The sequence below is a fragment of the Nocardioides thalensis genome (assembly GCF_013410655.1).
Lineage (GTDB): Bacteria > Actinomycetota > Actinomycetes > Propionibacteriales > Nocardioidaceae > Nocardioides > Nocardioides thalensis.
On the sequence record NZ_JACCFP010000001.1, the window covers coordinates 3068545 to 3080795 of the forward strand.

General features: G+C 72.0%; 14 protein-coding genes. 8 read left to right on the forward strand and 6 right to left on the reverse strand.

The window, feature by feature from the left end; genetic code table 11:
- The first annotated feature begins 141 nt into the window (after window positions 1–141).
- Both HNR19_RS15005 and tpx read left to right on the forward strand, forming a co-directional pair.
- The gene (locus HNR19_RS15005; protein WP_179668669.1) at window positions 142–2604 is read left to right on the forward strand and encodes an SCO7613 C-terminal domain-containing membrane protein; all 2463 of its coding nucleotides are present in this window, start codon (window positions 142–144) and stop codon (window positions 2602–2604) included.
- Between the two features lie 171 nt (window positions 2605–2775).
- Window positions 2776–3267: a thiol peroxidase gene (gene tpx, locus HNR19_RS15010; RefSeq protein WP_179668670.1), complete on the forward strand. Its 492-nt coding sequence runs from the start codon at window positions 2776–2778 to the stop codon at window positions 3265–3267.
- Between the two features lie 7 nt (window positions 3268–3274).
- On the opposite strand, the gene HNR19_RS15015 is transcribed toward tpx, so the two are convergent.
- Together HNR19_RS15015 and moeZ are read right to left on the reverse strand one after the other, a co-directional pair.
- Window positions 3275–3583 (reverse strand): MGMT family protein, encoded by a 309-nt coding sequence (locus HNR19_RS15015; RefSeq protein WP_179668671.1) that lies wholly within the window; start codon window positions 3581–3583, stop codon window positions 3275–3277.
- A 151-nt stretch (window positions 3584–3734) separates the two neighbouring features.
- Complete coding sequence (gene moeZ / locus HNR19_RS15020; RefSeq protein WP_179668672.1) at window positions 3735–4943, reverse strand: adenylyltransferase/sulfurtransferase MoeZ; 1209 nt, start codon at window positions 4941–4943, stop codon at window positions 3735–3737.
- A gap of 278 nt (window positions 4944–5221) precedes the next feature.
- On the opposite strand from moeZ, the gene HNR19_RS15025 reads away from it, so the two are divergent.
- From HNR19_RS15025 to HNR19_RS15040, 4 genes are all read left to right on the forward strand, one after another.
- Window positions 5222–5773 carry a TetR/AcrR family transcriptional regulator gene (locus tag HNR19_RS15025; RefSeq protein WP_179670291.1) on the forward strand — a complete coding sequence of 184 codons (552 nt, stop codon included), beginning with the start codon at window positions 5222–5224 and terminating at the stop codon, window positions 5771–5773.
- A gap of 41 nt (window positions 5774–5814) precedes the next feature.
- Complete coding sequence (locus tag HNR19_RS15030) at window positions 5815–6051, forward strand: DUF3107 domain-containing protein (RefSeq protein WP_179668673.1); 237 nt, start codon at window positions 5815–5817, stop codon at window positions 6049–6051.
- Between the two features lie 81 nt (window positions 6052–6132).
- Complete coding sequence (locus HNR19_RS15035) at window positions 6133–6942, forward strand: PP2C family protein-serine/threonine phosphatase (protein ID WP_179668674.1); 810 nt, start codon at window positions 6133–6135, stop codon at window positions 6940–6942.
- Window positions 6943–6989: 47 nt separating this feature from the next.
- Window positions 6990–7337, forward strand: coding sequence for a hypothetical protein (locus HNR19_RS15040; protein WP_179668675.1), 348 nt, complete (start codon window positions 6990–6992; stop codon window positions 7335–7337).
- 18 nt (window positions 7338–7355) lie between these two features.
- Here the strand turns inward: HNR19_RS15040 and ligD (HNR19_RS15045) are convergent, their stop codons facing one another.
- From ligD (HNR19_RS15045) to ligD (HNR19_RS15055), 3 genes are read right to left on the reverse strand one after another with little or no spacing between them, the layout of a single operon-like run.
- A complete protein-coding gene (ligD, locus tag HNR19_RS15045) occupies window positions 7356–8276 on the reverse strand; it encodes a non-homologous end-joining DNA ligase (RefSeq protein WP_179668676.1) in 921 nt (306 codons plus the stop codon).
- Entirely contained in the window at window positions 8273–9061 is a 789-nt protein-coding gene (locus tag HNR19_RS15050; RefSeq protein WP_179668677.1) for a L,D-transpeptidase family protein, read from the reverse strand. Before HNR19_RS15050 ends, ligD (HNR19_RS15045) begins: the two co-directional genes overlap by 4 nt.
- Window positions 9058–9990 (reverse strand): non-homologous end-joining DNA ligase, encoded by a 933-nt coding sequence (ligD, locus tag HNR19_RS15055; protein WP_343047202.1) that lies wholly within the window; start codon window positions 9988–9990, stop codon window positions 9058–9060. The genes HNR19_RS15050 and ligD (HNR19_RS15055) overlap by 4 nt, the downstream gene beginning before the upstream one ends.
- A gap of 40 nt (window positions 9991–10030) precedes the next feature.
- On the opposite strand from ligD (HNR19_RS15055), the gene ku reads away from it, so the two are divergent.
- The gene (gene ku / locus HNR19_RS15060; protein WP_179668678.1) at window positions 10031–10975 is read left to right on the forward strand and encodes a non-homologous end joining protein Ku; all 945 of its coding nucleotides are present in this window, start codon (window positions 10031–10033) and stop codon (window positions 10973–10975) included.
- 4 nt (window positions 10976–10979) lie between these two features.
- On the opposite strand, the gene HNR19_RS15065 is transcribed toward ku, so the two are convergent.
- Complete coding sequence (locus HNR19_RS15065; protein WP_218910273.1) at window positions 10980–11786, reverse strand: acyl-CoA thioester hydrolase/BAAT C-terminal domain-containing protein; 807 nt, start codon at window positions 11784–11786, stop codon at window positions 10980–10982.
- An 87-nt stretch (window positions 11787–11873) separates the two neighbouring features.
- Between HNR19_RS15065 and HNR19_RS15070 the strand changes: the two genes are divergently transcribed.
- On the forward strand, window positions 11874–12029 hold the full coding sequence (locus tag HNR19_RS15070) for a hypothetical protein (RefSeq protein ID WP_179668679.1): 156 nt from the start codon (window positions 11874–11876) through the stop codon (window positions 12027–12029).
- Window positions 12030–12251 lie beyond the last annotated feature (222 nt).

Here is a 12251-nt window from a genome sequence, read left to right on the forward strand (position 1 = left end):
GCGCGTCCACAGAAGCGCGTCCCGTCGTCCACAGATCTGTGGGTAGGGCTGTGGACGGGCCGCGCGGTTGAGTACGTCTACTCAGGTCGCCTGAGTCGTCGCGCTGTGTCCGGTCGGCGCTGCGACTGACGGAATGGATGCATGCGCTACGCCGACCCGTCCCTGTGCCCCGACTGCCGCTCGGACCTGCCCCACGCCGTCCCGGCCTGCCCGTCCTGCGGGCTCCAGGTTCGTCATCCGCTCGCGACGGAGCTGTTCTCCACGCTCAGGCGCGCCGACGTGCTGCTCGCGCGACTCCAGCAGGAGAGCCGGGTCCCGGTCGCGGTGGGCGCACCGCCCGCACCGCCCGCGGTCCCGCCGGCACCGGTCCCTCCGCCGCCGCTCCCGCAGTCCGCGCCGGCGCGTCGTACGGGCGTCGCCTGGGCGTCGGTGCCCAAGATCCTGCTCGGGCTCGGCGCGTTCTTCCTCCTGGTCGCCGCGGTCACGTTCCTGGCCGTGTCGTGGTCGCACCTCGGCGTCGGCGGCCGTACGGCGGTGCTGCTCGCGTTCACCGCCCTCTCGGGCGGTGCCGCGCTTCTGCTGCACCGACTCGGCCTGCGGATCGCCGGCGAGTCCCTCGTCGTCGTCGGCCTCGGGATGCTCGCGCTCGACGTGGTCGGTGCGGGCAACGCGGGCTGGTTCGGCGAGCTGTCGGACGGAGCGATCGCCTTGGCGTCGGGTGTCGCTCTCCTCGTCGCCGGCACCGCCGTCGGCGCCCTCCGCCTCGCCGGACGGCCGCGGCTGGTCGCACCCCAGCTGATCGCGGGCCTCGGCCTCCTCGTCGCCTACTGCGGCGCGCTCGAGACGATCGGCCACCCGCTCCTGACCAGCCACCTCGCGGTCGTCCTCGGCGTCGCCGGGACGCTGGCCGCGCGCCGCGCCGGCCTCGGGGTGCTCGCGGGAAGCCTCGCCGCTCCGGCCGGAATCGCCTGGGCGTTCGGCGGGCTGGTCGCCCTCGGCGAGGCGCTCGACACCCCGTCCGTCGAGCAGCTGTGGCTCGACGGCTCCGGCTGGTCGCTGCTCGCGACCGCGGCCGCCGCCGTGGTGCCCGGCGTCGTCCTGCGCCACCGGGCGCTGATCCAGTGGGGCGGCTCGGTCGCCGCCCTGGTCGTGACCGCCGCCCTGGCCGTCCCGTGCATCGACACGCCGGTCGAGACCGTCGGCCTGGTGGCCCTGCTGATCACCCTCGGGTGGACCCTCGCGCTGGCGTTCCTCCCGGCCCTGCTGCGGCCGGTCGCCGTCGCCCCGGCCGTGATCGGCGGCGTGATCCTCGGCGGCCTCGTCCTCGTGACCACGAGCATCGCGCTCGGCCGCTGGATGGAGGTCGTCTCGTCCGACCGCTTGCGGGCCGCCGGCCGCTTCACCGGCACGGAGCCCGCGACCGAGCCGCTGCTGACCGTGCCGTCGGCCCTGGTCGTCGTCGCGATCGCCGCCCTGCTGGTGTCCGGCACCAGGGACCGGGCGCGGTCGACCTGGATCGCCTGGGCCGCGGTCGCGGGCGTCGTCGCCGGGGTGACCGCGGCCGTGACCGTCGCGTCGTACGACGTGCCCGTCGCTGCCGCGATCGCGGTCCTGCTCGTGACGGCGGCGGGCGCCGCCACCGTCGCGCTGGCGCTGGACGACGGCGCCCAGCTCGGCGTCGCCGCCCTCGGCATGGTCGTCGGCGGCACCGCCGTCGTACTGGGTCTCCCGTGGTCGGGCCTGACCGTCGCTGCCTCCGCGGTCGCGTTGGTGGTCGCCGCGGCGCTCCACCTCCGGGCGGGCGTCCCGGCGCTCCGGGCCGTCGGCGGCTCCTGCCTCGGCCCGAGCCTCGCGCTGCTCGTCTGGTCCGCCACCGCCGCCGCGGACCTGGACACCACGTGGCGCGGGGTCCCGCTGCTGCTGGCGCTCGGCGTGCTCGCCATCGCCCGGCCCCGTCACGAGGTCGAGCAGCCCGCACTCCTGGCCGGCCTGCTGGGGGGCCTGCTCGCGATCAACGCGGCTCCCGACACCGCCTCCTCGCTCGCGCTGCACCTGACCGTGCTGGGCTTCCTGGTCTCGGCCACCGCGGTGATCCACGAGTCGCGGCGCCACGCGGCATGGGCCGGCGGCGCGATCCTGCTGCTCGCGACGTGGGTGCGCCTCGGCGATCTCGGCGTCCGCGAGCCCGAGGCCTACACGCTGCCGCTGGCAGCGATCCTGACCGTCATCGGCCTGATCGGGCTCCGCCGCGACCCCGACGCCTCGACCGCGACGATGCTGACGCCCGGCCTGCTGCTGGCCACGCTCCCCTCGCTGCTGTGGGTGCTGGACGACCCGGCCTCGCTGCGCGCGGTGCTGCTCGGCCTCGGCGCCGTCCTGATGACCGTCGCCGGTGCCGCGCTCCGCTGGAGCGCGCCGCTGGTCGTCGGGGCCGCGGTGGGCGCCACCGTGGTGCTCCGCGAGCTCGGGCCGTACGCCGGTGACGCGCCCGCGTGGGTGTGGATCGGTCTGGGCGGCGCGCTGCTCGTGGTCGTCGGCATCACCTGGGAGCGCCGCCTGCTGGAGATCCGGACGGCCGCCGGACTCCTCGGACGGCTTCGCTAGGGCATGGCTCCCAGGTCAGCGCCGTCGCGAGCGACGTTTGCGGCCGAGCTGGCAAGGCGCCGGAGCGCTGGCGTGCTCGATCGCACGTCGAGCGACGGCAACACAGCCAGGTCGAGTCGGAAACGTCGCGCAGCAGGCGGGGACTTGGGAGCCATGCCCTAGCCTCACCGCATGGCTACCACTGCACTCGGCGGCAACGAGGTCCACACCAACGGCGAGCTCCCGGAGGTCGGCGCGGCCGCCCCGGCGTTCGAGCTGGTGGGCAGCGACTTCAGCACCGTCAAGCTTCCCGCGGGCACCCGCACGGTCCTCAACGTCTTCCCGAGCGTCGACACCGGCGTCTGCGCCGCGAGCGTCCGGAAGTTCAACGAGCTCGCGGCCGGCCTGGAGAACACCCAGGTCATCTGCGTCTCCAACGACCTGCCGTTCGCCCAGGCCCGGTTCTGCGGCGCCGAAGGCGTCGAGAACGTCGTCGCGGCCTCCGGCTTCCGGTCGAGCTTCGGCGACGACTACGGCGTGTCCCTGACCGACGGCAAGTTCGAGGGACTGCTGGCCCGCTCGGTCTTCGTGATCGACGCCGACGGCAAGGTCGTCTACACCCAGCTCGTGCCCGAGATCGCCACCGAGCCCGACTACGACGCCGCGGTCGCGGCCCTGGGCTGAGCCACCGCTAGTCGGGATCCGCCGGGTCCCAGAACGCCTCGAGCATGATCAGCCGCCCGTCGGCGCGCTGCGGGGTCCCCTCGGCCTCGTAGTGCGCCTCGGCGCGGCCGTCGTGGCTCGGCGGCAGCGTGCCGTCGGCGCGCACCACGCGCCACCACGGCACCGGCCCGCCGTGGTGGGCCATCACCGTCCCGACCTGCCGTGGGCCGCCCCCGACGACGGCCGCGATCGCGCCGTACGTCGTCACCCGCCCGGGCGGGATCTGCTCCACGGTCTCGAGCACCCGCTCGACGTACGCCTCATCCACGCAGGACATCCTGCCGGAGACGCCGAGGACCCCGTCGCGGCGGCGACGGGGCCCTCAGGTGCTCCCTCGGTGCGAACGAAGACCGAAAGTCTGCTGGTCTGGACAACGACGAACCGCTGTCGCGGTTACGGCGATGCCGTGTCGCAGTTACCGGGGAGGTTCAGTACGACGGCTGCGACGGGTCGATCTGGTTGACCCACGCCACGACGCCGCCACCCACGTGGACCGCGTCGTCGTAGCCCGCACCCTTCACGATCGCGAGCGTCTCGGCGGACCGGACGCCGGACTTGCAGTGCATGATCACCTGCTTGCCCGAGTCGACCGCCGGCAGCTGCGCGAGCGCGTTGCCGTTGAGGAACTCGCCCTTCGGGATCAGCACGGAGCCGGGGATCTTGTTGATCTCGTACTCGTTGGGCTCGCGCACGTCGATGAGCACGAAGTCGCGGGTGCCCTCCTCGCGCTCCTTGAGCAGGTGCTCGAGCTGGACCACGGAGATCGTCGAGTCGGCCGCGGCCTCGGCCGCCTCGTCGGAGACGGCGCCGCAGAAGAACTCGTAGTCGATGAGCGCGTCGACGGTCGGGTTCTCGCCGCACAGCGCGCAGTTGGGGTCCTTGCGGACCTTGAGCTTGCGGTACTCCATCTCGAGGGCGTCGTAGATCATCAGCTTGCCGACGAGCGGCTCGCCGATGCCGGTCAGCAGCTTGATGGCCTCGTTGACCTGGATCGAGCCGATCGAGGCGCACAGGACGCCGAGCACGCCGCCCTCGGCGCAGCTCGGGACCATGCCCGGCGGCGGGGGCTCGGGGTAGAGGCAGCGGTAGCAGGGCGCGCCCTCGACCTGCTTCGGCGCGAACACCGATGCCTGGCCGTCGAAGCGGTAGATCGAGCCCCACACGTAAGGGATCCCGAGCAGGTACGCCGCGTCGTTGACCATGTAGCGCGTCGCGAAGTTGTCGGTGCCGTCGACGATCAGGTCGTAGCCCTCGAAGACCTCGAACACGTTGTCGTTGTCGAGGCGCTCGCCGTGGACGATCACGTTCACGTAGGGGTTGATCTCGGCGACCGACTCCTGGGCCGAGACGGCCTTCGGGCGGCCGATGTCGGACTGGCCGTGGATGATCTGGCGCTGGAGGTTGGACTCGTCGACCTCGTCGAACTCGACGATGCCGATGGTGCCGACGCCCGCCGCCGCGAGGTACATCAGGGCCGGGCTGCCGAGGCCGCCCGCGCCGATGACCAGCACCTTGGCGTTCTTGAGCCGCTTCTGCCCGGTCATGCCCACGTCGGGGATGATCAGGTGGCGGCTGTAGCGACGTACCTCGTCGATGGTCAGCTCGTCGGCCGGCTCGACCAGCGCGGGAAAACTCACGGATAGCTCCTGTTCGGACTCTTGACGCAGACGCACCGCACAACACGCACGCTGCGTCCGGTGTTCCCTCGGGAACATCCATGGTCGCCCGCGGGCCCAAGGCGACCGCGCCACGTCCCGTCATCCGGACCCGAAGTCGCACGGAGTAGGCTCACCGTCGCATTACCCGTGGGTAGCACGCGCTTGATCAGGAGGGTCCAGTGGTGACCGAGTCGTACGACGTGGACGACCGCCCCCGTGGCGTGCGGCTGCCCCGCCGCGAGCGCCGGGCCCAGCTGATGAGCGCCGCGCTCGAGGTGTTCGTCGCGCAGGGCTACCACTCCGCCGCGATGGACGACATCGCCGAGCGCGCCGGCGTGTCCAAGCCCGTGCTCTACCAGCACTTCCCCGGCAAGCTCGAGCTCTACCTCGCGCTCCTCGACGCGTCGTGCGACACGATGATCGCCAACTGTCGTGCGGCGCTGGAGTCGACTCACGACAACAAGCAGCGGGTCGCCGCGGCGATCGACGCGTTCTTCGGGTACGTCGCCCACGACACCGGCGCGTTCCGGCTGGTCTTCGAGTCCGACCTCACCAACGAGCCCGAGGTGCGGGCCCACGTGGAGCGGGTCACCATCGAGTGCGCCGAGATGATCGCGGCCGTGATCGGCGAGGACACCGGCCTCCCCGCCGACGCGTCGAAGCTGCTGGCCGTCTCGCTAGTGGGAATGGCACAGGTCAGCGCCCGGTTCTGGCTCACCGAGGGTGGTGGGCTCGACCGCGAGCAGGCCGTGGCGCTCGTCTCCGGCCTGGCGTGGCGCGGCATCCGGGGTTACCCACTCACCGACTAACGTTCCCACCGTCCCGTCTGTGCAGTGACCAAGGAGAGAACATGACCGTCGAGGTCAAGATCGGCGTGCAGAACGCCTCCCGCGAGCTCGTCGTCGAGAGCAACCAGTCGACCGAGGACATCACCGCGGCACTGCGCGAGGCGCTCGGCGCTGGCGACGACTCCGCCGTCTTCTCCCTGACCGACGCCAAGGGCAAGGTCATCGTCGTCCCGACCGCCAAGCTGGCGTACGTCGAGATCGGCCGCTCGGTCAGCGGCCAGGTCGGCTTCAGGTCCTGAGCTCCTGAGGGAACTCTTCGCCCGCACCTAGCCGTTTCACAGGCACGCGGGGCAGCATGGCCCCGAGAGGGGTGGTTCCCGATGCTGCAGTTCCGCTACGACGCGCTGAGCGACACCGGTCGCGTGCGCGACCACAACGAGGACGCGGGCTTCGCCGGGCCCTACCTGCTCTGCGTCGCTGACGGCGTCGGCGGGGCCGCGGCCGGTGAGGTCGCGGCGGCCACGACGTCGTACGTCGTCAGCGCCCGCGCGCTCGCGCACCCGGGCTACGACCCGCTCCGCGTGCTGCAGCGGGCGGTCGGCGAATCCCATGCGCAGATCGCCGCCGGCGTCGAGGCCGTTCCCGCGCGCACCGGCATGGCGACGACGTTGACCGCCGTCCTCACCGACGGCCTCCGGTTCGGCCTCGCCCATCTCGGCGACTCCCGCGCCTACCTGTTCCGCGACGGCGGGCTGACCCAGCTCAGCCACGACCACACGATGGTGCAGGCGATGGTCGACTCCGGGCGGCTCACCACCGCGGAGGCAGCGGCCTCGCCGTACCGGAACGTCGTCCTCCAGGCGCTCGACGCGCAGACGGAGCCGACGCCCGACCTGCTCTGGCTCGACCTGCGCGCCGGCGACCGGCTGCTCCTGTGCAGCGACGGCCTCACCGACGTGGTGCCCGACCACGACCTGGCCGAGATCCTGCGCGACCCGTCGCGCAGCACGGCCACCGCGCGTCTCGTCGAGGCGGCGCTCGAGGCCGGCAGCCGGGACAACGTCACCTGCATCGTGGCCGACGTCGTGGACGCCCCGCCCATCGTCGGCAACGGCGCGGTGCTCGGCGCCGTACTCGACCTCGCCAACGTGGTCGACCCGGTCGCAGTGAGGCCGCTCCGCTCGGCGTGACCGAAAAGCAACGCAAGTCCGGGCCTGGACCGGCCTAGACTGATGATGTGAGCAAGAACCGGACGTACGAGTACGCGCGCCTGTGGGTGCCGCTGTACGACGACGTCGCGCTCGCGGTCACCCGGCCGGTCTACCTGATCGAGGCCGCCGACGGGTTCGAGGGCTTCGCCGCGGAGAAGAACACCAGCCTGGTCAGGCTGATGAACGACCTCGGCCGCGACGGCTGGAAGGTCGCCCCGACGCCGATGCGCGTCACCAACCCCTCCCCGGAGTTCCAGCTGCTCATCGACGCCACCCTCGACGAGCTCGACGCCGGCACCGGTGACCCGGTCAGCGAGGGCGCCGGCCAGGTCGCGGAGTTCGACGTCTACTCGCTGCGTCGCCGCGGCGCCTGACGTCCCCCGCCTCGTCGGTCAGCCGGGCAGGGCATCGGCGAACAGGTCGCCGTACTCCTCCACGCGCTGGAGCACCTCGGTGAACGAGAACTGGCCGAGCTCCATCTCGTCCTCGGCGCCCGCCTCGACCTCGTCCCAGCCCAGCGGCGTCGCGACTGTCGGCCGCTCCTTGCCGCGCAGGGAGTACGGCGCGACGGTCGTCTTCGACCCCGCGTTCTGCGACCAGTCGAAGAACACCTTCCCCGCCCGACGGGCCTTCGTCATCGTCGCGGTGACGCGGTCGCCGTACGCCTCCTGGAGCTCCTCGGCCACCTCCTTGGCGAGCGCGCTCGTCTCGTCGGGCGGCAGCGGCTCGTCGAGAGGCGCGTAGAGGTGGAGGCCCTTGCTGCCGCTGGTCACGGGGTACGCCGCGAGGCCGCGCTCGTCGAGCGCCTCGCGCGCCAGCAGCGCCACCTGGCAGCACTCGTGGAGACCGGCCGGCTCGCCGGGGTCGAGGTCGATGACGACGCGGTCGGCGCCGACCGGGTCGCCGTCCTCGTCGACGCTCCACTGGTGCACGTGCAGCTCGAGCGCGGCCAGGTTGGCCATCCACATCAGCGTCGCGAGGTCCTCGACGATAGGGAAGACGAGCGTGTCGCCGTACCGGCTCTCGCCGCGCGAGCCAGTCGTCGGCACCTTCGCCGTGCGCACCCACGACGGCGTGCCGGCCGGGGCGTTCTTCTCGAAGAAGCTCATGTCCTGCACCCCGTGCGGCCAGCGGATGCGCGTCACCGGGCGGCCCGCGAGGTGCGGCAGCAGCACCGGCGCGATCCGCGCGTAGTAGTCGAGCACCTCGCCCTTGGTGGTGCCGGTCGCCGGGTAGAGGACCTTGCCGAGGTTGGAGAGCTTGAGCGTGCGGCCCTCGACGTCGACGTGGACCTCCTCGCCCGGAGGCGTCACCTGCCCACCGCGATGACCGGACCCTTGTCCTTGTCGATGTGCTTCATCACGCGCTTGATGAACCACCGCGGCGCGCTCACGCAGCCGGCGGTCGCGCCGGAGCCGTTGACGTGGAGGAAGATGCCGGAGCCGCGATAGCGCACCTGGTTCCAGTTGAAGTCCATGACGATCGCCCACTCGTACTGGTCGCGGTAGTCGAGCAACCGCTCGGAGGAGTTCTCGCCGTCGAGCCACCAGCGGAAGCCGCCCTGGCTCTTGTTGCGGTAGCGGTTGTAGTGGTCGGAGGCGTTGTCCTGCACCCAGTAGTCGCCCTTGCGGACCTTGCGGTAGCGGATGTCCCAGGCGTCGCGCTCGCGGTGCATGCCGAACGCGAACGGCATCCCGAACGTGCCGAGCGGCGTGGTGCCTGTCCCCTGGCGCCGCTCCTTGCGCGGGACGAGCCCGCCGTACCCGATGCGGCCGTCGGTGGCGCTCAGCCGCTCGTGCCAGGTGCCCTTGCGCTTCACCCAGAACGAGATGCGCCCGCTGTGGCCGCTGCGGTGGTTGTAGGTGACCACCTGCCGGGTGCGGGCGCGCAGCTCGACCTTCACGCCACCGAGGCGGACGGTGCCGCCGGACGCCAGGTCTGCGGCGGGCGCGTCCGCCGGCTGGGTCGCGGCCGCGTCGTCGACGTCGGGCCAGGGCAGCGGCCAGGGCCAGTCCTTCGCCGCCGCGGAGGCCGGTGTCGCGGGGAGCAGCGCCCCCAGCAGCAGGCCGGCCAGGGCGAGGAGCAGGAGGCGTCTCACGGGCCCCACCGTAGGTCGTCGGGTGAGAGATCGGAACGCACGCCCTGGAAGGACGGCTGCCTCAGCCGCTCGTAGCCGTGGCCGTGGGTCTCGATGTCGACGACGAGCACGGGATCCAGCCAATGGGTCCCGGCGGCGTCGACCTTCGGCACCTCGTCGGCGAACGGGCTGGTCGCGCGGCCGAGCGAGGCCACCAGCTCGGTGAGCGCCCGCGACTGCTTGGCGCCGATGCCACTGCCGACGCGGCCGCGGTAGAGCAGGCCCTCGGCGGTCGGCTCCCCCACCAGCAGCGCGGCGAGGCGGTCGGACGTGCCGGTCTGCGGGCGCCACCCGCCCACGACGTACGACGCGCGGTGGCGGTGCGCGAACTTGAGCCAGTGTGACGTGCGCTCTCCCGGGCGGTAGAGCGAGTCGCTGCGCTTGCTCACGATCCCCTCGAGTCCCTGCTGCTTCGTGGCGTCGTGCAGCATCGGCCCGTCGTCGTACGTCGCCGGCACCTGCCACCGGCCCAGCTCCAGCCCTTCCAGCACCTCGCGGCGCTCGGTGAGCGGCAGCCGCGTCAGGTCGCGGCCGCCGTACCTCAGGACGTCGAAGACCATGAACGTCGCCGGCACCCGCTCGGCGAGCCGTGCGACCTGCGCGGCCTTGCGCACGTGGATCCGCTCCGCGAGCACCCGGAAGTCGGGCACGCCGCGCTCGTTGAGCGCGATGATCTCGCCGTCGACGACGAGGTCGTCGTGGCCGTCGGGCGGGGTCACGAGCTCGGGCCAGGCACCCGTGATCCGGTTGCCGTTGCGGCTGGTCAGGGTGACGTCGCCGCCGGCGAGCGTGGCCAGCGCGCGGACGCCGTCCCACTTCACCTCGTGCAGCCACCCCTCCCCCGTCGGCACGTGGCTGCCGACGGTCGCGAGCATGGGGAGCAGGGTCACGCGGCCCATCATGTCCCCTCGGCGGCGTACCCTCGTCTCTATGCGTGCGATCTGGAAGGGCGCCGTCTCCTTCGGCCTGGTGAGCGTCCCGGTGAAGCTCTACTCCGCGACGGAGAGCCACGACGTGTCGTTCCGGCAGGTCCACGCCAAGGACGGCGGTCGCATCAAGTACCAGCGGGTCTGCTCGATCGACGGCGAGGAGGTCCCCTACGCCGACATCGCCAAGGGCTTCGAGACCGAGGACGGCGAGATGGTCGTGCTCACCGACGACGACCTCGCCGAGCTGCCGACGTCGTCGTCGCGCGAGATCTCGGTGGAGAAGTTCGTGCCGCGCGAGCAGATCGACCCGCTGCTCTTCGAGAAGAGCTACTACCTCGAGCCGGAGTCGAGCGGCGCCAAGCCCTACGCCCTCCTGCGCCAGGCGCTCGTCGACGCCGACCGGATGGCCGTCGTCACCGTCGCGATCCGCAACCGGACGACGACCGCGGTCCTGCGGGTGCGCGACGACGTGATCGTCATGCAGACGATGATGTGGCCCGACGAGATCCGGAAGCCCGACTTCAACATCGAGACCGGCGAGGTCAAGGACGCCGAGGTCAAGATGGCGCAGATGCTCGTCGAGACCCTGGCCGGCGACTTCGACCCCGACGAGTTCGAGGACGACTACGCCGAGGCCGTGCAGGCCGTGGTGAAGGCCAAGATCGAGGGCGGCGAGATCCAGCGGACGCCCACCTCGACGAAGACCGGCGGCGAGGTCGTCGATCTGCTCGCCGCGCTCCAGCGCTCCGTCGACGCGGCCAAGACCTCGCGCGGCGAGGCGCCGGCCGAGGAGAAGAAGCCCGCCGCGAAGAAGTCGTCCTCGTCGAAGAAGTCCGCTGCCAAGAAGGCGCCGGCCAAGAAGGCGGCCTCGAAGAAGTCCGCTGCTTCGAAGAAGACGGCGAAGAAGTCGACCACCAAGAAGACGGCCGCCCGCAAGGCCAGCTAAGCGGTCACAGCAGCGCCTGGATGTGCCCCCACGCCGCGCGGCCGAGGCGGCGATCGGCCTCCTCCGTCCCGCCGCGCGCCATCCGCGCCCCGGCGGCGACGACCGGCTCGCCCGGCAGCACGGTGCGATGGCCGGCTTCGGGGTCGGTGACCACGATGGTGGCGAGGCCGTGCCGTCGGCGCCGTACCGCGATCGACTCGGCGTGCTCGACCGCCGGCCAGACCTGGTCGTCACCGCCCGCGACGGTCACGACCTCGGGGATCCGCTCGACCGGGATCGCCGCCTCGGCCGCTTTCTCCGGGAACCGCGCCCGGCACGCGCGGTAGAAGTCGACGTACGCCGGCGGGTCGCCGGCCGGCTCCCAGTCGTCGACGAACGGCACGCAGGCGAGGGCCTCATTTCCGAGGGTCCAGTGCGACGTGGCCCGGCCGTCGCCGGTCACCCCGGTCCACACCACGTCGGAGGGCGCGAACGCGACCACCGCCGACACCCGGTCGCTGTGCACTCCGGTCAGCAGGGCCGCCTCCGCGCCGAACGAGGTGCCCAGCACCACGACCCGGTCGCAGTCCTCGGCAAGGTCGTCGACGCGCCCGAGGAACAGCTCCAGCGCGATCTCCCACGGCCCGTCGTGCTGTCCCGGCCCACCGAACCACTGGACCGACTCGGCCAGCGCACCGTGGCGCGCCAGCAGAGCGGCCCGCTCCTCGTCCACCCGGCCGCTGGAGCCGGCGAGGACCAGCGCCCCGACTCCGGTCGCCCGGTCAGGGACCAACCGGACGCCGGGGACGTCCTGGAGCTCGCGGCGCATCATGGGCGTGAGGATGCCATCCGCCTGAAAGTCGTGGTTGGCGCGGCCAGGGCGCGGGTAGATTCACCACTCAAGCCACTGGAGGCACCCATGTTCTTCTGGATCATCGTCGGCGTCATCGTCCTTGGCCTCTTCGCGCTCTGTTTCGCCGGCACGGATCGCTACCGCTTCCACCAGGGTGCCGACGTCGAAGCCGTCCGTCAGCGCACCCAGGGCATCCGCACCGACACCCAGCAACCCGAGTAGGCCTCGGTCGACCAGGGGATCGAGGAGGCCGGCCACGGCCGTCACGAGACCCCTTCCCGGTGGTCGAGGAGGCCGTCCACGGCCGTCACGAGACCCCTCCGCTGCCAGGGATTCCAGATTTACGTGGTTGCGCGCCGCTTCGGTCGCGGTGCTTGGTTGCTCTACTGCGTCGGCTTCGGGTTGCTTCGGGTCGTCGTTCTGTGGTTGCGGTACGACGGACAC

Bases quoted from the DNA above. Each gene is read 5' to 3' on its own strand.
- HNR19_RS15005 (WP_179668669.1), top strand. From the start codon at position 142: ATGCGCTACGCCGACCCGTCCCTGTGCCCCGACTGCCGCTCGGACCTG.
- tpx (WP_179668670.1), top strand. From the start codon at position 2,776: ATGGCTACCACTGCACTCGGCGGCAACGAGGTCCACACCAACGGCGAG.
- HNR19_RS15015 (WP_179668671.1), bottom strand. From the start codon at position 3,583: ATGTCCTGCGTGGATGAGGCGTACGTCGAGCGGGTGCTCGAGACCGTG.
- HNR19_RS15025 (WP_179670291.1), top strand. From the start codon at position 5,222: ATGAGCGCCGCGCTCGAGGTGTTCGTCGCGCAGGGCTACCACTCCGCC.
- HNR19_RS15030 (WP_179668673.1), top strand. From the start codon at position 5,815: ATGACCGTCGAGGTCAAGATCGGCGTGCAGAACGCCTCCCGCGAGCTC.
- HNR19_RS15035 (WP_179668674.1), top strand. From the start codon at position 6,133: ATGCTGCAGTTCCGCTACGACGCGCTGAGCGACACCGGTCGCGTGCGC.
- ku (WP_179668678.1), top strand. From the start codon at position 10,031: ATGCGTGCGATCTGGAAGGGCGCCGTCTCCTTCGGCCTGGTGAGCGTC.
- HNR19_RS15065 (WP_218910273.1), bottom strand. From the start codon at position 11,786: ATGATGCGCCGCGAGCTCCAGGACGTCCCCGGCGTCCGGTTGGTCCCT.
- HNR19_RS15070 (WP_179668679.1), top strand. From the start codon at position 11,874: ATGTTCTTCTGGATCATCGTCGGCGTCATCGTCCTTGGCCTCTTCGCG.